Below are 21,775 nucleotides of genomic sequence, written 5' to 3'. Positions count from 1 at the left end.
CCGTTAGAGTCCATGATAGAAACGTCTCCTATAGTTAGTTGATTGTTAACTGTTGATAGATAAATAAAAGGAATGAATGCGAAGCAATTTTGTTATTTTCATAAATATTTAGGTAGATTGGATAGAAAATCACACAGGAGCAAGTAAAATATGATGGAGTATAAATGATAAGTGAATAAGTTTTTTCTTGTTATTTATAATGATAATACGAAATTACTCGGTTTTATCTATTGGATAATTAATAGTACTATTAATTATCTCAGGAAGAGGAAAAGATCCTATCAATTTTGATCAAATTTTTTATGAGCAAGGCATCGGTTATTAATCATGAATTTTATACAGATATTTTCACATGGTTAATAAATAAGTTCAATTAGTTTATTGTAGAAAAACGCTAAACAAAAATAAAATGAAGTGATAGTGAATTAGTGGTATGTATCAAATTATCTGACTGAGATAACAATTATAAAAAGCGGAGGATGGTATAGTGAAAAAATTATGACAGACAAAACTTCGAAATCGTTTTTTCAACAGGAGTTAAAACACCACTATCACAAGCAGTTCAATTTTAAAACTATTATTTTTGTTTAATCAAGAATCATTAGCTCCTGAATCAACTGAATTATCTTCTGATGTAGTAGAGCAAAACTCATGCTGATAAATAGTTAGTACAGAAATTATTGTAAAAGTTATCACCAGGTTATATAGAAGCTGAGACAAGAGCGGCTTAAATTCACCCAAGACTTCAGCCTTTAATCCCTTAGAATTACCTAAAAAAACGCCAAACGCCATATACCATATAGAGTAACCAAAAGTGCCGAATTACGTAGCGACTGGCGTGGAGCGTATTAAGATTTCTTTTTTCATAAAGAGTAAGGAGTACCAATAATCAAATAATAATATTTTCACAACCAGTCTGGTATGATAAATAAGGACCACCTCTTTTTACTGCAGTGTTTAACTTACCAGTTCTTTATAGTAGTTGGTCCTATTATGACATAGAGTTGATGAAAATATTGGCAAATGAAAAATAAAACATAACTTTAAGGGGATTTAAGTAAAAATCACCTATAAAACGTGTTCTATATAATAATATACCCCTCTTCCTCAACAGCCTTCACCAAATGAGATACATCAGTCACCAATTCATCGTATTGAACACTAACGGTTTTGTCTTTTAACGACGCGTTTGCGTTATTGACGCCATTAACTCCTTTCAATGCGTTTTCAACCGTTTCGAGACAATTCCCACAGCTCATTTTTTCAACTTGTAGTGATATGTTTTTCATAATCGTCCACCTTTACCTGTTTTGAATTATTTTTTGAATAAAAGGCTTTATTATTCAAAGGTTACAGAGAATTAACAATTCGCTTTTTAGAGCATGATACTGCATGATTTTGCCGATTTGTCCTTTATAGGCTTGAATTACTTGTTCTCTGTTTCATTATGGACTTTAATCAAAAATCACAACCGACTAGGCAAATGAATAGGATGTTCTAAAAAGAGGTAAGGAGGGCTTATTATTTATTACTATAATAATTTTACATGGACCGATATTAGGCAACAGCCAAGATGCATGTATGAGCAACAATATTATGTTCAACCTGGTGATACGTTATATAAATTAGCACAACGATATAATATTGCTGTTCTTAGTATTGAACAAGCGAATCCAGGAATTCAGCCGGATCATGTACATGTAGGACAGCAAATTTGTATACCATTACCTCCATGCGAGAACGGATTTAAGTATATTATTAAACCGAATGACACTCTTTTTCAAATTGCTCAGATGTATAATGTAACGGCTGAAGACATTCTTAATATGAACCCGACCGTGAGTCCGTATCAACTTCAACTAGGCCAGACGTTATGTATCCCTCCAAGTATTGATGTTGACTGTCCTATGGACCGGTTTCATATTGTTCGACCAGGAGAAACATTATATGAGTTAGCAAGACGCTTTAATATTCCACTGGAATCATTGATTGCTGTTAATAACCATATTGTTAATCCCGACCAGGTTTTAGTTGGAACAAAGCTCTGTGTACCTAGTCCAATGGTGACTCCTGACCGAGGCTGGCATGGATATAATTATTAAAATAACAACGAGGATATCGTTGATAAGAGAGGTGAAACGAACAACTCTTATCAACGTTTTTTATTACCCTGATACTCATAACGGTTAAAGTTATGAGTAATTTCCAATACTTTATCTTGCAATTTATTCACCAGTATTTTACAATTAATAATAATTTATATTGATTTGCGATGATGAAGAAGAGTAGGCATTCTAAACGCTTCAGAGAACTGATGGTTGGTGAGAATCAGTGCGGGATGATTGTTGAATGGGCTTTGGAGCTACTAGACTGAATAGAGTAGGTTTAGCGGGATGTCTTGCCGTTAAAAAAGACAAAGTATCGAAACAATTTTTTGTTTCTGTACGGATAAAGTGCGTTCGCATTAGTGAACGAATGAAGGTGGCACCACGGGTTACTCGTCCTTTTTTTTAGGATGAGTAGCCTTTTTTTATTTTAATTTTAATGAGGAGGAACAATCATGAAGAAAACGATCTTGACTGGGATTAAACCGACGGGGCAAATCCATTTAGGCAACTACATTGGTGCGATTAAACCAGCATTGCAATTAGCTAAACAAAAGGAGTTCTCACCAGCTTATTTTGTTGCAGATTATCACGGGTTAACAAAATTTCATCAGGCAGATGAATTTCGTCATTTGTCTTACGGGATTGCGGCAACATGGTTAGCTTTAGGGTTAGTTCCGGAAGAGACCATTTTTTATAGACAATCTGATGTTCCAGAAGTGTTTGAGTTGAACTGGATTTTAGCTTGTTTTGCATCCAAAGGACTAATGAATCGAGCTCATGCATATAAGGCCATGGTCGACAACAATGAGAAAATGGAGCGTAACGCCGATTTTGGTGTGAATATGGGAATCTATACGTACCCGATATTAATGGCTGCTGATATTCTTATGCTTAAAACAGAAGTTGTTCCTGTAGGAAAAGATCAAATTCAACATGTGGAGATTGCTAGAGATATTGCAGAAAGCTTTAATCATGTGTATGGAGATGCGTTTGTGCTTCCTGAGTATTTAGTTCAAGAAGAGGTAGCTGTCCTGCCAGGGTTAGATGGCAGAAAGATGAGTAAAAGTTACAACAATACAATTCCTCTTTTTGAAGAGCCGAAAAAATTACAAAAGCTTATCAACAAAATACAAACAGATTCATTACCACCAGAAGCACCTAAGGATCCTGAATCGTCCATTATATTTACCCTTTATCAGCAGTTTGCATCTACTGTTGAGGTTGAACAGATGAGAGCTCAATATTTGAGTGGGATTAGTTGGGGTGAGGCGAAAAAGGAACTCTTTATCGTAATGAATCGATTTTTAGAAGAACCGCGTGAGAATTATAAAGAGCTAATTGCTTCTCCTGAGCGATTAAATGAGATTTTATTGGAGGGAGCTCAGAAGGCGAGAACCATAAGTGCACCGTTTTTGAAGGAGATTAAGGAAAAGATAGGGTTTTCAGTTTAGGAGATCCGATCGTTTGGCCCCTATTGTTAAAACAATAGGGGTTTTTTAGTTTTGATCCTTTAATAAATGGTTGAATCGTCTACTTTTACATAGGAAAGTTTGAGGTCATCGCGAATGGTACATATAGTCAACTGATTAATATAAAAGGGGGACGAATCATGAATATTGATACACTTATTAAAAATGGGTTCATAATTGACGGAACTGGGAATAAAGGGTGTCATCAACTAGTTGGCATAAAGGGTGATAAGATTATATTGCCTGAGAACGAATCAGAAATAGTAGCAAAAGAGATTGTTGATGCAAGTGGGTTGGTTGTTGCTCCAGGGTTTATCGATATACACACACATTCAGATATTACACTACTAGTAGACTCAAGAGGAGCAAGTAAGGTATCTCAAGGGGTGACAACAGAAATTATTGGGAACTGTGGCATGGCAGCGACCCCGTATCCACCTGCGAGGAAAAATGAGATAAGAGAGGCGGGATCTGTGATTTATGCAAAGGAGGTAGAGTGGTCTTGGGAAGATTATGAGGAATATTTGAAAAAATTCCAGATTACGGGTGTGTCAATGAATGTTGGTTTTTTAATTGGTCATGGAGCCATACGTGCAGCAGTGATGGGGTTTGATGATCGAAAGCCAACGGAGGTCGAGTTGGAAAGAATGAAGCAATATATTAAAGAAGGTATGAAATTAGGGGCAGTAGGGATGTCATCGGGGTTAGAGTATCCTCCTGGTATGTTCGCAGATGTCGATGAACTGGCTGAACTGTGCAAAGTCGTCGCAGAATACGGTGGGATCTATTCCACTCACATGCGGAATGAAGATGACTATTTGCTTGATTCCATTAAAGAGTCAATTGAAGTCGCGAGGCGATCAGGAGTTTCTCTTCAAGTGTCTCATTTAAAGGCTGTGGGGAAACAAAACTGGGGAAAAGTAAATGATGCCATTAAGCTTCTAGAGAATGCTTGCCATGAGGGGTTCAATGTGAATTATGACTTTTATCCTTATACAGCTAGCTCTACATCATTAACCTCTCAATTGCCAAAATGGGCTCAGGAGGGTGGATGGGCTAGATTGGAAGAGAGACTTTTGGATGAAGACTTAAGACAGCAAATCAAAAAAGAAGTCACTGTTAAATTAGAAACATCGGTAAGCTGGCACAGTATTATGATTGCATCTGTCCAAACAAAAATAAACAAAGAGCTTGAGGGGAAGAACCTTGAAGAGATCGCTGATCTAAAGCAGAAAACACCAGTAGAGGCGATGCTTGATTTGATTTACGAAGAAAAAGGTGCGGTGAAGATGATCAAGTTCTCAATGAGTGAACAAGACGTTCGTACAGTCGCTCGTGGGAAGCTTTCGATGGTGGGTTCAGATGGATATGCATTAGCAGTGGATGGCCCTCTTAGTATGGGCAAGCCTCACCCACGAAGTTATGGTTCTTTCCCTCGAGTCATTGATCAATATCAACGAAAAGAAAAACTCTTTTCACTAGAAGAGGCGATTTATAAGATGACAGGGGCTGCTGCAAAGAAATTAAATTTCACGGACCGAGGAATCATCAAAGGAGGTTCATTTGCTGATTTAGTTATTTTTGACCCGGATCTTATTAAAGATGCAGCAACATATACGGATGCTCATCAATATTCTAAAGGAGTTCATAGCGTATATGTTAATGGGGAAAAAGCGTATGAGAAAGGCAAATTTCTAGACCCGAAATCGGGAATGGTAGCAAGGACCGGAACTCATGATTAAAAATCTTGTATTATATACGATTAGACAAAATAGGTTGATCTGAAGGATAACGAAAATATTGTCGAACAAAAAGTGAAATGCCACGAGCAATGGTTTGGGCCATAGTATAAATTAGATGTAAATTGGTATAAAAAAGAGAAGTTTCAAGTGCGGGGTTATCTTCAAGTACAACTCCCAGTATACTACAGTCCCCAATGGGAGGAAGGTTTTGACCAAGGCCTTCTCCAGGTAGGATAAACCCTTCTTGTACAACAAGTGAATTTACATGCTTTTTCGGTCCGAGAACACTGTCAATAGCAATAACGAAGCTGTTTTCTGGCAAACTGAAGCCTGATAAAGTAGGGACGAAGGTCTCAGCATCGAGCGGGTATTGGAGGCTTCCAAAGACGGTTAAATGATTTGGGTACATGTCGTGTAACAAGGTTCCAACAAAGGGGCCAAGGCTGTCACCATTAATTAAGCTAGAACCAATTCCTGCAACATAAATATGTTGTGTCCCATTTGGAATAAGAGAAAATAAGTGATTACGAATGAATAAAGGTGCTAATTTTTGATCATACGGAATAATGCTTTTGGAAATCATCGGCTCATTTTTCAACTGTTGATGTGCAAACATATTCATTCACCTCTATCGTTATCTAATCAATTGCATAAATTATAATTCTTCAAAAGATAAAGAATCCCCTTTAATTAGTGAATAATTAAAGGGGATTCTTTTCGATATTAGGAGACTGATCCATTACTTTTGAGCGCAATAAGGGAACATGACTATTCAATCGATTGAAATTTCTCCATTTTCTCTCTTAATAAAATTAACTTAGCTTTTGTCTTTTTAATGTTGGAATGGTCTTTTGCTTGTATGTATTCATTAAGTTCCATTAAGTGATAGTCCATTTCTAAGTAGAGCGTTTTGAATGTTTTTTGTTCGCTGTTTTTAAGCGGGATACCTAGTACTTCTTCAAAGACAGAAATCACTTTTGGATTAGTTGAATCTAAATGTTTGAAAATGAGTTGGTCTCCATTAATAAAAGTCGCCACGCTGATTTGTTTAGATTTATAATCATAGATAGATAAGATGCTATCATCTTCTTCATGATTCCAATTTAATTTATAATCCTGATCAGGCAATGAGCGGACTACATAACGAAGTGCTGGTTTGCTGAATACTTTATTAATACCAGTTGTCTTTTTCATATGAAATCACCTCATGTACTTTTTTATCTCTTTCCTGTATTATATACGGAAACTCAACTGAATTAAAGCGCTTTCATGCACTAAAATAGTGCATAAAACGCTTTTATTAGACAAAAGACACGGGGAGAAGTTGAAAAAACGCATGGACTTTATTTAACCCCATGCGTCATCGAATGATTTTATTAACCCTTATTCAATCCACTGTACAATTTCATTCATATCTTTCCTTGTTTTAGGGCGAGGTTCTTTTGATCGGTAACCAAATGCAACCATCACCGAAACGGCTAAGTGCCCATCTTCAATTAAATTCTCTTCCTTAAGGATTTCTTGTACTTTGTCCAATTGAAACCCTTCAATTGGACAAGAGTCAATTCCGATGAGCGCTGCAACTGTCATCATATTGGCAAGAGCGATATAGGTTTGTTTTCCAGCCCAATCTAGCATGGTACGCTCATTTTCTAATAAATGAAGGTCTTCTTCTTGGAAGGATTTATAACGTTCTTTTATTTTATCAAACAGTTCTGGTGGAAATTTTTTTACGTTAAGCATTTGATGTTTCACGTAATCTGAATTATACTTTGTATCTTTTATGGTTCTCGCTAAAATAATGACAAAATGACTTGCTGTTGGTAGTTGGCCTTGGGCACCCCATGATACTTCTCTCAGTTTTTCCCTTAGTTCCTGATTTTGTACAACGACAAATTTCCATGGCTCATATCCAACTGAACTTGGAGATAAGCGACCTGCTTCTAAAATAAGGTCAAAATCTTCCTTAGATATTTTCTTTGAAGGATCAAACTCTTTTGTGGCGTGTCTAAATGTTAATGCATGAAGAATTTCCTCACGCTTCATCTTGCTCTGTTCCATTATACAGACTCTCCTTCTTTAATGATAACTCTCTTATTTTCTACTAAAGTTGGTTTTATTATAAAAAAAATAATGAGTCTGAACAACAAAGTCCACTTCAAAACAATCATCTATTGACAGCTTTTTTACCCTTATGCTATATTTATCTCGAATTAAAGATAATTTATTTCGAAATATATTTATGATTCATTGGAAAACAATATATAAGTAGAAGCCATTTAGCTTAGATGAATGGTGATTATATAGGGGGATATAACATGAATGAACTAAAAGGACTTCATCACGTAACAGCTATTACAAGTAGTGCCGAAAAGAATTATGAGTTTTTTACGTACGTATTAGGGATGCGTTTAGTCAAAAAAACAGTAAATCAAGACGATATTCAAACATATCATTTATTTTTTGCTGATGACACTGGTAGCCCGGGAACAGATATGACATTCTTTGATTTTCCTGGTATTCCTAAGGGGTCTCATGGAACAAACGAAATCTCGAAGACATCGTTTCGTGTACCTAGTGATGAAGCGTTAGACTACTGGGGAAAACGATTTGACCGTCTAGATGTTCATCATTCAGGTATAAAAGAACAATTTGGAAAAAAGACTCTTTCATTTGTCGATTTTGATGATCAACAATATCAACTGATATCAGACGAGCATAATGAAGGAGTAGAATCAGGGACGCCTTGGCAAAAAGGACCGATTCCACTTGAGTATGCCATAACGGGCTTAGGTCCCATTTTTATTAGAGTTGCACAGTTTGATTATTTTAAAGAAATGCTCGAGAAGGTACTCTTATTTAAGGAAGTCGCCAAAGAAGGATCTACTCATTTATTTGAAGTTGGAGAAGGTGGAAACGGAGCACAAGTAATTGTTGAGCATAATGTCTTGCTTCCCCAAGCACGTCAAGGCTTTGGGACCGTTCATCACGTAGCCTTCCGTGTGGCAGATCGTGGCGTTTTAAATGAATGGATTGACCGATTACCTAAATTTGGTTTGCAAACATCAGGATATGTTGATCGTCATTTCTTTGAATCACTTTATGCAAGAGTGGCTCCTCAAATATTATTTGAATTCGCAACAGATGGTCCAGGTTTTATGGGGGATGAGCCATATGAAACACTTGGGGAGAAGTTATCCTTACCTCCTTTTTTAGAAGCGAAACGTGAGGCAATTGAAAAAGCGGTTCGTCCGATTGATACAGAAAGAAGCACGAAAGAGTTTATAAAGGAATAATGAAAAAAAGACTTGAAGGTAAAGCCATTCAAGTCTTTTTTGGATTTTTTATTGTCCCTGTCCCAATGAATACCCTAATTCCTCATTAAAGCGATAGAGATTCTCCGTCTTGATAAAATCAAAACCTGCTTCTTCAATTCGGCTTAGTAACGAAATGATATCACTATGACCAACAGCTTTTTGCTCTTTTGCTATTTGAAAACGACAACGCCAGTGGTCGGTTGTGAATGTTTCGGGGAACCCGTTTGGATACACTTTAACCCCCCGATTTGTTATAACTGCTAAAGAAAACTCAGGTCCAGCGACAACTTCTAATTTTTGTCCAATTTCTTCTGGTGTTTGTTCATTGTTAAAAAGAAAGACATCGACTCCATCTAATGACCGAACAACGTCTGGCTTAGGACGATCTTTTACAGCAGGAGAAAGAGCAAAGGTGCCTTCAGCTGTATTGTTTGTACTTTTATATTCAATTGGAGTCACAGTTGTTGGTAATTGCCCAAGTCTTGCGATGATGGCCTCAGCAAATTCATTTGTGCCAACAGATGCACCTCCTTTTGCGATATCACCAGTGTGTACACCGTCTTCTAATGTCTTAAACCATGCATTATGAATGGTGGCTGCCACATCTGCTTGGCCAATATGAACAAGCATCATAATGGCCCCGTGTAGTAAACCAGAAGGATTGGCAATCATTTTTCCTGCAATGTCTGGTGCGCTTCCGTGAATCGCTTCAAATAAAGCAAATTGATCGCCTATGTTTGCAGACCCGGCAAGTCCAACGCTTCCGGTAATTTGGGCAGCGACATCAGATGCGATATCTCCATAAAGATTTGGCATCACAATGACATCGAAATCCTGAGGAGTGTCCGCGATTTTAGCCATTCCAATATCAATTATCCAGTGTTCGGTTTCAATATCAGGATACTCTTTTGCAACGTCCTTAAATACATTATGAAACAGTCCATCTGTTAATTTCATAATGTTGTCTTTCGTAAAACAGGTCACTTTTTTTCGATTATTTTTTTTAGCATATTCAAACGCATAACGAATGATTTTCTCTGAACCGGGTCGAGTAATTAATTTTAAACACTGAACCACTTCTGGTGTTTGTTGATGTTCTATTCCAGCATATAAATCCTCTTCGTTTTCACGAATAATTACTAAGTCCATGTTTGGGTGTTTTGTTTTAATGAATTGCGCATAAGAAATATTAGGGCGGACGTTAGCGAACAAGCCTAGTGTTTTACGAATCGTAACATTTAAGCTTTTGTAGCCTCCTCCTTGAGGCGTGGTGATAGGTCCTTTTAAAAATACCTTGTTTCGTCGTAGTGAATCCCAAGCAGTATCAGGTATGCCGGAAGTGTTGCCATTTAGATACACTTTTTCGCCAATATCAATAAATTCAGGTTCAATTTTAGCTCCTGCATGCTCCAAAATTTTAAGTGTTGCATCCATTATTTCAGGACCAATCCCGTCGCCCCGTGCAATGGTTATGGTACGCTTGTCTGACATAGATGATTCTCTCCCTTCTTAGCTGTATGTAGTTTACTATGGTATAGTTTGAACCAAAGTAAAATTTTTATTGATGCAATGCTTTTTTTCCATTTGTACATAATGGGTAAAATAATAAACAGAAGAGTGGTGCTTTTTTTGAATAAGAGGAAATCATTTAAAGAATTTGCAGAGGAAGTGATTCAAGCAAGAGGTCATTTTGATGCTTCTAATCATTATCATTTAAGGGATATAGTTCATAAGGCCATTGATTACTATCAATTAAAGTCGTTTGTGCAGGTCGAAATCATTGGAAATAGGAGGATTGAAACCTTACATTTGGCATCCATTGTAGAAGAGAATATGCTATTAAGATTAGCAGAGATTACAGGTAATATGGATGAGTGTAGTCTTGAAGTCATTTATGATAGTTGCGTTGTAAGGAAGCATTAAAAAGAGGGGACTGATTAATGATAATCCCCCTCTTAACTCTAACTTACTTTTTGTTGTTCATTCTCTATTTTGACGTCCCAACTCTCCGTATTTTTAATATCTAGCTTTGTTGGATTAAAGGTAGGGTTTAACCCTCGTTTTCGTTGGACTTCATAATCACGTAATACTTTAAAAGCAACACTTCCTAATAGAGCAATTGCTGTTAGGTTGATTATAGTTGTCAAAGCCATAAACAAGTCAGCTATTTCCCAAACAAACCCTAGACCTACAACGGAACCGATCATCACAAACACCATTGTTGCAAACCGATAAACATGTAAAAAACGTTTCTCTTTGTTGAAGAATTGTAAATTTGTTTCTCCATAATAATAACTGCCAATAATTGAGCTAAATGCAAATAAGAAGATGGCTATTGCAATGAAAGTATTTGCCCATTCACCAATTTGCGAGCTTAATGCAGCTTGCAATAAATTGATGCCCTCATAATTTCCTGACATGTATACATCCGTAGAAACAAGAATGATAAACGCCGTAGCAGTACAAACAATTAATGTATCAAAGTAGACACCTAACGTTTGCATAAACCCTTGTTTGGCTGGGTGTGAAACGTGAGCGGTTGCGGCCGCGTTTGGAGTACTACCCATTCCCGCTTCATTTGAAAATAAACCACGTCTGACACCGTGCATTATTGCAGCACCAATCCCACCTCCGATTGCTTGTTCTAAGCCAAATGCACTAGAGACAATTAATGAAATGACTGCAGGAAAGTGCTGAATATTTGTTATTAAAACAAATAAAGCTACAACAATATAAAATAGTGCCATAAAAGGAACGATAGCACTTGTTACATTTGCAATTCGGTGAACACCACCATAAATGATGAAGCCCGTTAATGCGACTAATATGATTCCAACGACCACAGTATTTAATCCAAATGCTGATTCAAACGCGGCTGTGATTGTATTGCTTTGAACGGAGCTAAAGACAAGACCGAAAGTGAAAGCAGATAATATCGCAACGGTTATTCCAAGCCACTTATTATTTAATCCTTTTGTAATGTAATACGCAGGGCCACCACGATATGCTCCGGGTTTATCTTGGTCCTTTGTTTTATAAACCTGGGCTAATGTACTTTCAATAAAGCTTGTTGCTCCTCCAAGTAACGCAACAATCCACATCCAAAATACAGCACCGGGACCACCTAATGTAACCGCAACGGCTACTCCAGCTAAATTTCCTGTACCGATCCGAGTCGCTGAACCAATACAAAATGATTTGAAAGACGATATTGGCTTTTCTCCAGGTTGTTGTATTGGAGATTTTTCAAAGGCGACTCGTACCATTTCTATTACATATCTAAATTGAACAAAGCCTGTTTGAATGGTGAAATAGATTCCCACGCCTAAAAGGCCAAAAATTACGACATAAGACCAAAGTATATTATTTAAAAAATCAACAGCAAACATGAATAGAAACTCCCTCTAGTTGTAGTGATTGTAGAAATGATGATTAGAGGATAATTATAAAGGTATCTACAGAAAAATCAACAGGATCCGCCAAAAAAATTTTTCGCTTTAACGGGGTGAATCGGTGTTGCGTTAGTGTGGAGAGGTTGGATGTGCTGACTTATTTTAAAATTTGATCAATAAAATTCACCTATAAAGACTAGCGTAAATTTAGGCTTGTCGTACTGCAACCTTCCTTGCAACCTCGTCGTTACATAATTGAAAACATCTAGAAATGACATTTTAAAAAGAGGTGCATAAAAATGGGGAATGGCAAGAAGAATGTACTGAAGGTAACGGCAATGACATTAGGTTTAGCAGCAATGCTGGGGTTCGCTCAAAATGCCAATGCAGCGACGTATGAAGTTAAGAGTGGCGATACATTGTACCGTATTGCATTAGAAAATCATTTAACAGTACATGAGTTAAAAAAGATGAACCAACTGACAAGTAATCTGATTTTTCCTGGTCAAAGGTTGCAAGTCAAAGCTGGGGTCCTTGTGTCCTACGAAGTGAAGAAAGGTGATACACTTTATCATCTATCAAGAATCTATAATACGACAGTGGATGAATTAAAACGGAACAATCATTTAGTGAGCAATACCATTTACCCTGGTCAAACGATAATGGTGAGAGATGCTAATGCCATGGAGTATGAGGTGAGAAAAGGCGATACACTTTACAGCATTTCAAGAGCTAATAATATGACAGTTACAGAATTGAAACAAATAAACAACTTATCTTCTAATCTTATCTTACCCGGACAGAAATTAGCCGTTTATAAAAGTACGATAACGAAAGAAGTAAAGCTAAATGTGGAAAGTGGGTTTCAATTTATTATTGAAGAACCGGACATTTATCAATTATTTTCAATAAGAGATGACAGTTTCTTTGCAAGAGTTCAACTTGTTGATAATCAAACGACTCTTTCAAATATGAAAAAGGAAGCAGAGCAATATTTACAAGTGACGGGGCCAGTACGTGAAGTGAAAAACGTTTCACAGTTACATTCATTTTATCAAGACAACGAACTATATCTAATCAGTGAGAATAATAAGGTAAGGCAAAGTGTCGTTATTAAAAAGATCAATGGCTATTATGTTAAGATTACGCTTCATTTACCTGATAAGGAAGAAGCCGAATATTTTACCCCACGTATGTTAAATCAACTTCAAACGATTAATTTTTAAATAGATGTGGATGTCCCAAAGGAACTATACGACCTTTGGGACATCTGTATTAAAACATTTCCTTTATACTCAATTTTTCTATCAATCAATTGATGTGTATTTTAAACAATCACTTGCGTTAAATAGAGCAGGTGTTTTTTTGTTTATATTACGATAAAATGAAAATCATTCAGTTGTTATTTAGGAAGGTCTTCGTCTTACGAATAGAATTTTTTAATCATCAACGTCAAAACAATCAAAATAAATAGCGGAGAATGAGAATGATGGATAGAAAGGAAGCAGACCAATGGAAAAGTTAAAAGATATTTACAATGTAGAGTTTGTCGATCTACTTACAGAGGCAGTTAAAAAGGAGTATCCCGATTTTAATCGTACTAAATGTGAGAATTTCATCTTTCAACGTGATTGGCAAGAGCTAGCTCTGAAACAAAGAATGAGACGTATTACAGAAGCGTTGCATGCTACACTACCTAAAGATTATTTAGAAGGTTTACGAATTTTACATAAAGTCGAGCCAACCTTAAAAGAAGGTCTTAGAGGATTAATTTTTCCAGATTATGTTGAACAATATGGAATAAACCACTGGGACCAATCTATGCAAGCATTAAAAACATTCACTCAATTTTCCACCGCAGAATTCGCGGTTAGACCATTTCTCCTTGCAAATCTAGAAAAAATGATAACACAGTTATTTGAGTGGTCGACTGAGACAAATGAACATGTAAGAAGACTTGCAAGTGAAGGAGCTAGACCACGCCTACCGTGGGGGATCACGGTCCCTGCTTTGAAAGAGAATCCTTCTCTTATCTTACCTATTTTAGAAAATTTAAAACGGGATCCATCATTGTATGTACGTAAAAGTGTTGCCAATAATTTAAACGATATATCAAAAACACATCCAGAACTGGTACGGGAAATCGCAGAAAAATGGTATGGCACGCATGAACATACTGATTGGATTGTCAAACATGCATGTAGAACATTGTTGAAGAAAGGCGACCAACAAGTATTAGCCATCTTTGGTTATGAAAATGATGAAGCGATTACGTTGGACCATTTTACGTGTTCAGATAAAGTGAAAATTGGTGAAGGCATTCAGTTTTCATTTCATGTTCATGCAACAGAAAATAAGAAAGCAAGAATAGAATATGCAATTGATTATGTGAAGGCTAGAGGTCATCGAAATCGAAAGGTGTTTAAAATTACAGAGACGAAGCTTCTTTCTCAACAAGCAAAGGAATATTCAAAAAAACATTCCTTTAAAGATTTATCGACAAGGATACATTATCAAGGAGTACATACCATTACAATTATAATTAATGGTACAGCGAAAGCATCATTGGATTTTGAAGTTATCTAAGTACTAAAGAGCCACTTGTTCTTATTTGCAGAACAAGTGGCTCTATTACAATTCATGTACCAATGTACCCTGTAAAGATTTGATGCGTTCATAATACAAACCCGTTATCGTTTGAACGATAAGAAAAACGATAAAAGAGTATGGGAGGATATACCCGCTATGAAAATGGATGATCTCTAGCTTGGTGTACAACCAATTGGCTCCAACCCCTGCAATGCTCCAGCCCATGATATACCATACGAATGTTTTTTTATTAATCTCTAATTTCTCATATAAATAAATGAACAAATAACTGAATGGAGCAAATAAAATGTAATAGAAAAGGTCAAATAATTCATATCTAGGTGAATCATTCACTTGATAAAAGTCAAATAAGCCTCCACCAATGGTAAAATCAAAAAACATAGCACTAGCTAATCCCCATAATAAACTCAACCATGTGATAGACCTGGGCAATCTTTTTGCAAGGATTCCAAATATAGTAAAAGCTAAAATAAGCATCATTAATATGGCGAGTTCGTTTATTCCTAATTCTTCCCATAAGATCATAAGTAACGTACCTTTCGATAAGCAAATTTTATAAAACCGCGATAAGTATAATAAGCAATGACATGAAGGATGGAAAAATAGATCACATCATAACCAAGGTTCCAATTAACGTACGTTAAAATATCAAAAAAAATGGAGAGGCCACTAAGGAGAAGCATGATACCTAAAGAGCAAATGGTAAGGAAAATACGACGAACTGTATTCTTCCATGTTTGAAAGAAGTTTATATAGACCAATAAAAGTAGTGGAATAATCAAACTCCGATTAAGTAGAAATGCCGTATAATTGACGATCTCATCTGTAACCGTCACAAGTTTCAATTCTTCAAAAACGATCCATGAGAAATTAATATTTATGATTAGGAACAACAAAAAGCTAAAAGAATTCTCAATAATGTTTAGTTTTTTTTTCATCACAAGAAATAGTGAGGAAATAAGGTAAGCAAGTAAGAAAAAGAGTGTCAATCCCATATTTAACCCCTCATTTTTAAAGTTATTTTATTGTTTAACTATATAATTGGAAATATACAGACTTTCCTTCCAAGAGACGACCTATGTGAATTTGTTAGATAGATGGAAAGCACGGAAAATAATATTTAAAACAGCAAACAATGATAATCATTATCATTTATAATGTAACTGTAAATGATAGATGGGAGAGGTATTATGTTTATTCAATTAAGAAAAATTCAAGTAACTGAAGGCAATGCACATCAAGTGGTAGAACGTTTTGGTAACCCGGGGTTATTGAAGAGCAGGAAGGATTTATTGATTCGACTGTTATGACAAAGAAGGTAAGACGTGGTGACGAAGAAGTTATTGTTCAAATTCGTTGGGAATCGGAACAGCATTGGAAGAATTGGGAGAAGAGTGAAGCACATATTGCTGGTCATAAGGCGAACTTAGGAAAGCCAAAACCAGATTATATTGTCCAATTTGAAGGTGAATTGTATAACGTGCAAGCTGTAAAGACAGAGAAAAAAAGTGAAACAAGAGGCTTGTTAACACAACCTCTTGTTTTATTTTATATAGTAAAGCTAATCCTACCGTCTTCACTAATTTCAATCGTGGAGTAACTTTGGAAAGGTTCCATGCTAGTAATTTTATGTTCTACAGAACTAGATAAGGCTTCCATATATTCATGATACACTTCCGGATTTTTGACAAGATGATAATAATAGACTCGCTCTCCTTCAAATTCGTCACTATTTTTCAATAAAAATCGGTCACCGAACTGTTCCTTAAACCAAGATCTTGCCTCGTCATGATTTTGGAAATCAGGCATATTGTTGTAAAGTAAAGTAATATCAAAGTTCATTTGTGTCGCCCCTTTCATACATGGATAGTATTGTTTATTTTTCTTATTTTATCCACTGAAGGTTGGTGCCATAAGCTTTCTCAATTGAATGAAAAGGATGGCGATTATGGAGGAAAAAGTTTTAATTGTCGAAGGTACAAGTGATCGTAAGCGTGTAAACAAAGTTCTTGATGAGAAGGTTAATATCATTTGCACATATGGAACATTAAGTGAAGAAAAGCTAGAGACACTCATTTTGCCGATTGAAGATCAAGATGTATATATTCTAGTCGATGCAGACGAAGCTGGAGAGAATTTGCGCAAACAATTAAAACGAGAGTTACCAAATGCTACTCATCTGTATACGCAAAAAGGCTACGGACAAGTGGAAACGACTCCATTTGATTATCTTGTGGATGTGTTACGAGGTTATTTTAATGTGAAGGAGATTTTTTGAATGAAACCAAAAAAATCGGGCCAACACGGGCTCGATTTTTTTATTATACACGATCAATTTCCGGAAGATAGACATTGGAAATAAACTTATCAAGTACTTTAGGCAAAACTTTATACTTTCGGTGGCGTAGTGTTCTAACAATTTCTTTTCTTTCCTCTTTAGTAAGATGCCAACAATCAGGAATAAATGAAAGGATCTCATCAATTAATAGCATGGGGATTTGTTGAATGATCTTTAATTGTTCTCTGAATTCCTGTTCGCTCTTTATAAAACGAGCCAATATCCGGTGTGTTGAACTGTCAAAGACTCTTTCTGGTAACTTTTGCAGATCCGTTATGGTCCAAGAAGTAGAGCCAAAACAGGTCGGGCTTTCAAGAATTGAGAGATCGTATTGATTTTCACTCATTTCTCCTAAAAAAATATTATTTTGAGTTCGATTTGAATTGCATAACCAATAATCTAGAACTATTATCGCGGCTATATGTTCCTGATTTATCATTTCACTTACCTTCCGCTGTCGCTCCTGATTTACTTGATCAGTAAAAGCTAAATGGTGAGACACATAAGGTACATGAAGAAAATCAGGGATCGTTTCGTATAATTCCCGTGGAATTTCAACTATTTCAGCTGGTGGAACTGGCAATTGCAGATATCTGGCTAAGCAGTATGAAAGCCATTCGTTTACCAATGCTTTCTGGTGATGGAATACGTGAAATTTAACGAGATATTCCTTTTGATCATTGAATGTTAATACATGTACGTTTTTCGTATTGTTTTCTAGTTTTTTTACATGTTGAATAGGAGTAATCATTTTTCCCCTCCATTTACAACTGCTTGCAGCAGTTGTATGTATTCGTTAGCACATTTAGAAATAGAAAATTGATCTAGCACTTTGTCACGAGCGCTTTTTGACATGGAGGAATAATTATTTGTATTATCAATGATTTTCAGTAGCCCTTTTACAGCATTCTTTTCATCGTTTTCATTATATAAATAGCCATTTTTTTTATGGTCGACGATTTCAGGGATAGAAGAAATGTTTGGAGCAACGACAGGAACTCCACAAGCCATTGCTTCGATAAACGTGTTACCGAAGGATTCCCCTTTTGTAGTTGCAAGTGTACAGCCGCCCGATTTCCTAATCTTTGAATAAACAATGGGCATTTGCTGGTATGGTATGACGGGGAACCATTTAACAATGTCTGTTAATCCTTGCGTTTGCCATTCGGCTGTAAATTTATCTTTTTGAACACTTTTTGCCCCGCCAATAACCCAAAATTCTACATCATCACGTTGGTTTTTGATGAGGTGTGCAATTTTTAGTAATAGCCTCCAATTTTTCCTTCTATCGACTCTGCCAATCCAGCCAATGATTTTTTTGTTTTCTTCAAGGATGGGGACAGTTTCATTAGCAAAATCGTGCAAAGGCTCAAATTGAGAAGTGTTAATTCCATTGTGGATGACTTCAATAGGATAATTGTTCTGTAAGATTGATGTGAGCCTTTTCTGGTGATGAGAAGGAACGATAATTACTTCAGGATTAATTTGATGAAAATTGACATGAGGAGCTAGTTTGATAATTTCAGGTGTGCGGGCCTCCGTTAATACAGGTCCATCGTAGTTAGCTTCATGAATCCATTTATAGGCTTCAGCTGTATCAACAACGATGATAGCATCATAACGGTTCGATTTAATAATTTGAATGATTTCGTTTCGATCTTTGGTGAGATAAACTTTTGAGACATCCTTCATAATGTGTAAGCCACCAAGATCTTTTGTATAAAGGAATTCCGTATCGATACCGAATTTTTTGAAGTGAACCGCCCGATTTCTCCAGCCAGCATTAACCCCACCGACAGTTAGAAGGCGCCAGATTACTAGTATCTTCATAGTTCCCTCCTATAACGTTATTAACTATATTAATAGATGCTAGAAGCGGAAGAATCGTTCATGATATGTTTATAAAGTTTATGTGTTTTTTGTAAAGACAATGTCTTGTAGAGTACGTGTTATAACCTTTTACAATTATTTCAAGTGGTCTTTATATTACATTAACATTTGCACTTTATAATAGTAGTATCTCTATACAACAAGGAAGTGAGGGAATGAAGGAGAATCTGGTTGCCCTTATTGATCTCGGGTCAAATTCAATTCGATTAGCTGTGTATAAAATAAATAAAGACCAATACAAAGAAGTAGAAAAAGTGAAGGTATCAGCACGTTTAATTAATTATTTAGATACGCATGGAAAGCTATCAAATAAAGGGTTGAACCTAATGATAAATACACTATTATCATTTAAAAAAGTTATTGACTCATATCAAATCAGTCACGTTGTCGGATTTGCTACAGCGGTCATCAGGCAGTCTTCTAACCAGGGCAAGGTGTTGGCGGAAATCAACAAACAAACGGGGTTCTCATTGCGTGTGTTAAGTGAATATGAAGAAGCGTATTACGGTTTTGTTGGAATTGCTCATTCTATCGGGCTAAAAAATGGAATAACAATTGATACTGGTGGGGGAAGTACGGAAATTACCTTGTTTCAAGATCAGAAGCTTGTCAAATATCAGAGTTTTCCCTTTGGGACAATTACATTGGATAATGCTTTTACAAAAGGTCAGAAGGTAAATGACAATCAAAAAGCTCATTTAAAATCTTACTTGATGACTCAATTTCAAAGTCTTCCGTGGCTTGAAAATATCAGTTATCCCGTAATTGGTATTGGAGGCACTGCTAAGAGTTTGATACGAATACATCAAAGGAAGAAAAAGACTAATTCAACTAAAATGTTAGATAAGGATATAGAGCAACTATTCCATGAGGTTGCATCCTTACCAGTTAAGAAGCGTTCAAAGGTCAAAGGCCTTTCTAACAAAAGAAAAGATATTATTGTTCCAGGCATTCAAACGATCTTATCGTTAATGGAAGTTACCAAGTCGCCTTATTTTATTTATAGTGAAAAAACGATACGTGATGGAGTGGTGTATGAAGAGGCCATGGCAAGGGCTATTCATAAGTAAGATATAATTGTTTAGAAATCATAAAAAAGTCCCACCTGCAGGGGTAGGCAGGTGGGGCATATTTAACGTTGCTCTAGGCGAGTGATTCGCTCGCTTAAATCTGGGTGAGAGGAGAAAAACTTTGACATTTTGCCACTCCCATTAATTTTCATTGTTTGAATGGCGGAATCATCCGTACCACGACTAACATTGGCACGGTCAACATACGATTGTAATGACCGCAATGCGTGGCTCATTTTATCACGGCCGGCTAAATCAGCTCCACCTCGGTCAGCGTGAAATTCACGGTGTCGCGAATAGGCCATAACGACAAGACTCCCAAGAATAGAGAAAAGAATTTGGAAGATAATGATCGCAGCAAAACGAACAACAGTCTGCATCTCAGAACGTACCAATCTTGATACTAATATCGCAGCAATTCTTGAGAAGAAGACGACAAATGTGTTGACAACTCCTTGCAGAAGGGTCATCGTAACCATGTCACCGTTTGCTACGTGCGCTACCTCATGAGCAATAACTCCTTCAACAGCATCATCATCCATAACACTCAGTAGGCCGGATGATACGGCTACAAGAGATCGTTTCTTTGACGGCCCCGTTGCAAAAGCATTTACTTCAGGAGATTGATAAATACCGACTTCGGGCATATGTGTTAAGCCAGCTGCACGAGATAGTCGGTGAACTTTCTCAACAACGCTACGTTCTTGTGGTGATAAAGAACCATTTGGATCTAGAACTTTTACTTTCATCATCTTTTTTGCGATCCATCTAGACATTCCTAATGAAATAAATGAACCTGTGAATCCAACGATTAAACTAAACACACCTAAAGCGACAAAATCTATTCCAAGTCCAGGCCCTCCAGTTTCAAAGGAACCCCCGATATCTGTAAATGTTGTAATAATTGACCAGACGATCACGATCGTCGTCATAACTAAAATATTTGTTAAAAGTAAAAATAATATTCGTTTCCCCATATACGCCTCCATTTTTTAATAGTCTCAAATCATTTTAACATATGAGATGATTAAAAAGCTTATAAGAAGTCCAAAGAATTGTGAACTCTACATGGCTAGGAATAAGTCAAAGCTATCGGCATATACTACAGGCTGATAGAACTCAATTATAAGGAGTGATATAATATGAAAAAAGATCCAAAAAGTCGACAGCAACAACAACGAATGCCTTCAACAGCTAAAGAGAAGACGCACGCAACAAAGCAAAAGCAACAAGCGGTTCAAACAGATGGGTTTCGTTATGATTATGATGATTCCTCTAACGTATAGGTAGTTAGTTTTCTTATAGACTAAGCTCTTCTGATAAAGAGGAGAGCTTTTTATAGAAGAAAGTAATCACTTTGTTACATTTACAAATAGTGCATTTGTCATTGTCCCTAAATCCTCTGCTTTTAGTTCAATTTGGATGCCAATCATTCCACCACTCACGATAACGGTATTAAGTGACTGGGCTTGTTCGTCGATAAAAGTAGGCAATGGTTTTTTCATTCCGATCGGGGAGCATCCGCCACGAACGTAGCCTGACACCTTTGTGATATCCTTTACTGGAATCAGTTCGATTTTCTTTTCTCCGGCAGCTTTTGCTGCTTTCTTCAAATCAAGCTCTTCATTAACTGGAATCACATAAACGTAATGTGCCTTGTTTGAGCTTTGGGCAACAAGGGTTTTATAAACGATATTTACTTCTCTGCCAATTTTCTTTGCTACAGATACACCATCTATTTTTCCATCATTAGTTTCATAAGAAAGTTGATTATAATCAATTTTGTGTTTATCCAAAAGACGCATCGCATTCGTTTTTACCTTTTTCATATAAGCCCTC

General features: G+C 36.4%; 23 protein-coding genes, 1 pseudogene and 1 other annotated feature. Of the genes and pseudogenes, 11 read left to right on the top strand and 13 right to left on the bottom strand.

All coding sequences use genetic code 11. From position 1 onward, the window contains the following. Nucleotides 1-1,082 precede the first annotated feature (1,082 nt). Nucleotides 1,083-1,289: a heavy-metal-associated domain-containing protein gene (locus tag LQ50_RS08305; protein ID WP_034628039.1), complete on the bottom strand. Its 207-nt coding sequence runs from the start codon at nucleotides 1,287-1,289 to the stop codon at nucleotides 1,083-1,085. Between the two features lie 288 nt (nucleotides 1,290-1,577). Here LQ50_RS08305 and LQ50_RS08300 point away from each other — a divergent pair, with 288 nt between their 5' ends. The 3 genes from LQ50_RS08300 to LQ50_RS08290 all read left to right on the top strand — a co-directional run bounded on the left by LQ50_RS08300 (nucleotide 1,578) and on the right by LQ50_RS08290 (nucleotide 5,319). Beyond that, nucleotides 1,578-2,102 (top strand): LysM peptidoglycan-binding domain-containing protein, encoded by a 525-nt coding sequence (locus tag LQ50_RS08300; RefSeq protein ID WP_052144657.1) that lies wholly within the window; start codon nucleotides 1,578-1,580, stop codon nucleotides 2,100-2,102. A 161-nt stretch (nucleotides 2,103-2,263) separates the two neighbouring features. Further along, nucleotides 2,264-2,509, top strand: a binding site (T-box leader). Between the two features lie 51 nt (nucleotides 2,510-2,560). Next, a complete protein-coding gene (locus LQ50_RS08295; RefSeq protein ID WP_034628038.1) occupies nucleotides 2,561-3,559 on the top strand; it encodes a tryptophan--tRNA ligase in 999 nt (332 codons plus the stop codon). A gap of 158 nt (nucleotides 3,560-3,717) precedes the next feature. Then, complete coding sequence (locus LQ50_RS08290) at nucleotides 3,718-5,319, top strand: N-acyl-D-amino-acid deacylase family protein (protein WP_052144656.1); 1,602 nt, start codon at nucleotides 3,718-3,720, stop codon at nucleotides 5,317-5,319. A 10-nt stretch (nucleotides 5,320-5,329) separates the two neighbouring features. Here the strand turns inward: LQ50_RS08290 and yyaC are convergent, their stop codons facing one another. From yyaC to LQ50_RS08275, 3 genes are all read right to left on the bottom strand, one after another. Then, entirely contained in the window at nucleotides 5,330-5,935 is a 606-nt protein-coding gene (gene yyaC, locus LQ50_RS08285; RefSeq protein WP_237563674.1) for a spore protease YyaC, read from the bottom strand. A gap of 152 nt (nucleotides 5,936-6,087) precedes the next feature. Beyond that, the gene (locus LQ50_RS08280) at nucleotides 6,088-6,513 is read right to left on the bottom strand and encodes a YkzI domain-containing protein (protein WP_034628036.1); all 426 of its coding nucleotides are present in this window, start codon (nucleotides 6,511-6,513) and stop codon (nucleotides 6,088-6,090) included. 189 nt (nucleotides 6,514-6,702) lie between these two features. Then, nucleotides 6,703-7,380, bottom strand: coding sequence for an NAD(P)H-dependent oxidoreductase (locus LQ50_RS08275; protein WP_034628035.1), 678 nt, complete (start codon nucleotides 7,378-7,380; stop codon nucleotides 6,703-6,705). 257 nt (nucleotides 7,381-7,637) lie between these two features. Between LQ50_RS08275 and LQ50_RS08270 the strand changes: the two genes are divergently transcribed. Then, nucleotides 7,638-8,615, top strand: a complete 978-nt coding sequence (locus LQ50_RS08270) for a ring-cleaving dioxygenase (protein ID WP_034628034.1) — start codon at nucleotides 7,638-7,640, stop codon at nucleotides 8,613-8,615. Nucleotides 8,616-8,663: 48 nt separating this feature from the next. On the opposite strand, the gene LQ50_RS08265 is transcribed toward LQ50_RS08270, so the two are convergent. Next, on the bottom strand, nucleotides 8,664-10,127 hold the full coding sequence (locus tag LQ50_RS08265) for an NADP-dependent isocitrate dehydrogenase (protein WP_034628033.1): 1,464 nt from the start codon (nucleotides 10,125-10,127) through the stop codon (nucleotides 8,664-8,666). Nucleotides 10,128-10,265: 138 nt separating this feature from the next. On the opposite strand from LQ50_RS08265, the gene LQ50_RS08260 reads away from it, so the two are divergent. After that, entirely contained in the window at nucleotides 10,266-10,559 is a 294-nt protein-coding gene (locus LQ50_RS08260) for a DUF6407 family protein (RefSeq protein WP_034628032.1), read from the top strand. A 38-nt stretch (nucleotides 10,560-10,597) separates the two neighbouring features. Here the strand turns inward: LQ50_RS08260 and LQ50_RS08255 are convergent, their stop codons facing one another. Next, a complete protein-coding gene (locus tag LQ50_RS08255; RefSeq protein ID WP_034628031.1) occupies nucleotides 10,598-12,025 on the bottom strand; it encodes an alanine/glycine:cation symporter family protein in 1,428 nt (475 codons plus the stop codon). Nucleotides 12,026-12,327: 302 nt separating this feature from the next. On the opposite strand from LQ50_RS08255, the gene LQ50_RS08250 reads away from it, so the two are divergent. Both LQ50_RS08250 and LQ50_RS08245 read left to right on the top strand, forming a co-directional pair. Further along, complete coding sequence (locus tag LQ50_RS08250; RefSeq protein WP_034628029.1) at nucleotides 12,328-13,254, top strand: LysM peptidoglycan-binding domain-containing protein; 927 nt, start codon at nucleotides 12,328-12,330, stop codon at nucleotides 13,252-13,254. A gap of 286 nt (nucleotides 13,255-13,540) precedes the next feature. Further along, nucleotides 13,541-14,614, top strand: coding sequence for a DNA alkylation repair protein (locus LQ50_RS08245; protein WP_034628028.1), 1,074 nt, complete (start codon nucleotides 13,541-13,543; stop codon nucleotides 14,612-14,614). A 45-nt stretch (nucleotides 14,615-14,659) separates the two neighbouring features. Here LQ50_RS08245 and LQ50_RS08240 read toward each other — a convergent pair whose 3' ends face one another. Together LQ50_RS08240 and LQ50_RS08235 are read right to left on the bottom strand one after the other, a co-directional pair. Next, entirely contained in the window at nucleotides 14,660-15,163 is a 504-nt protein-coding gene (locus tag LQ50_RS08240; protein ID WP_034628027.1) for a hypothetical protein, read from the bottom strand. Further along, a complete protein-coding gene (locus LQ50_RS08235) occupies nucleotides 15,160-15,633 on the bottom strand; it encodes a hypothetical protein (RefSeq protein ID WP_034628025.1) in 474 nt (157 codons plus the stop codon). The genes LQ50_RS08240 and LQ50_RS08235 overlap by 4 nt, the downstream gene beginning before the upstream one ends. 195 nt (nucleotides 15,634-15,828) lie before the next feature. Here LQ50_RS08235 and LQ50_RS08230 point away from each other — a divergent pair. Beyond that, nucleotides 15,829-16,136 (top strand): annotated as a pseudogene (locus LQ50_RS08230) (antibiotic biosynthesis monooxygenase); the annotation flags it as partial. Between the two features lie 50 nt (nucleotides 16,137-16,186). Here LQ50_RS08230 and LQ50_RS08225 read toward each other — a convergent pair. Next, complete coding sequence (locus tag LQ50_RS08225) at nucleotides 16,187-16,480, bottom strand: hypothetical protein (RefSeq protein WP_034628024.1); 294 nt, start codon at nucleotides 16,478-16,480, stop codon at nucleotides 16,187-16,189. A 106-nt stretch (nucleotides 16,481-16,586) separates the two neighbouring features. Between LQ50_RS08225 and LQ50_RS08220 the strand changes: the two genes are divergently transcribed. After that, entirely contained in the window at nucleotides 16,587-16,916 is a 330-nt protein-coding gene (locus LQ50_RS08220; protein WP_034628022.1) for a toprim domain-containing protein, read from the top strand. A gap of 43 nt (nucleotides 16,917-16,959) precedes the next feature. Here LQ50_RS08220 and LQ50_RS08215 read toward each other — a convergent pair whose 3' ends face one another. Then, on the bottom strand, nucleotides 16,960-17,727 hold the full coding sequence (locus LQ50_RS08215) for a HipA family kinase (protein ID WP_034628021.1): 768 nt from the start codon (nucleotides 17,725-17,727) through the stop codon (nucleotides 16,960-16,962). Further along, nucleotides 17,724-18,806, bottom strand: a complete 1,083-nt coding sequence (locus tag LQ50_RS08210) for a glycosyltransferase family 4 protein (RefSeq protein WP_034628019.1) — start codon at nucleotides 18,804-18,806, stop codon at nucleotides 17,724-17,726. The genes LQ50_RS08215 and LQ50_RS08210 overlap by 4 nt, the downstream gene beginning before the upstream one ends. A gap of 215 nt (nucleotides 18,807-19,021) precedes the next feature. On the opposite strand from LQ50_RS08210, the gene LQ50_RS08205 reads away from it, so the two are divergent. Next, the gene (locus LQ50_RS08205; protein WP_034628018.1) at nucleotides 19,022-19,936 is read left to right on the top strand and encodes a Ppx/GppA family phosphatase; all 915 of its coding nucleotides are present in this window, start codon (nucleotides 19,022-19,024) and stop codon (nucleotides 19,934-19,936) included. Nucleotides 19,937-19,998: 62 nt separating this feature from the next. On the opposite strand, the gene htpX is transcribed toward LQ50_RS08205, so the two are convergent. Beyond that, nucleotides 19,999-20,913 carry a protease HtpX gene (gene htpX, locus LQ50_RS08200; protein ID WP_034628017.1) on the bottom strand — a complete coding sequence of 305 codons (915 nt, stop codon included), beginning with the start codon at nucleotides 20,911-20,913 and terminating at the stop codon, nucleotides 19,999-20,001. A 165-nt stretch (nucleotides 20,914-21,078) separates the two neighbouring features. On the opposite strand from htpX, the gene LQ50_RS25390 reads away from it, so the two are divergent. Further along, nucleotides 21,079-21,222, top strand: a complete 144-nt coding sequence (locus LQ50_RS25390; RefSeq protein WP_161784670.1) for a hypothetical protein — start codon at nucleotides 21,079-21,081, stop codon at nucleotides 21,220-21,222. Nucleotides 21,223-21,288: 66 nt separating this feature from the next. Here LQ50_RS25390 and ybaK read toward each other — a convergent pair whose 3' ends face one another. Continuing rightward, nucleotides 21,289-21,765 (bottom strand): Cys-tRNA(Pro) deacylase, encoded by a 477-nt coding sequence (ybaK, locus tag LQ50_RS08195; protein WP_034628014.1) that lies wholly within the window; start codon nucleotides 21,763-21,765, stop codon nucleotides 21,289-21,291. Nucleotides 21,766-21,775: the final 10 nt, after the last annotated feature.

The sequence above is a fragment of the Halalkalibacter okhensis genome (genome assembly GCF_000787375.1).
GTDB classification, from domain to species: Bacteria; Bacillota; Bacilli; order Bacillales; family Bacillaceae_D; genus Halalkalibacter; species Halalkalibacter okhensis.
This window is presented reverse-complemented; position numbering and strand designations above follow the sequence as displayed.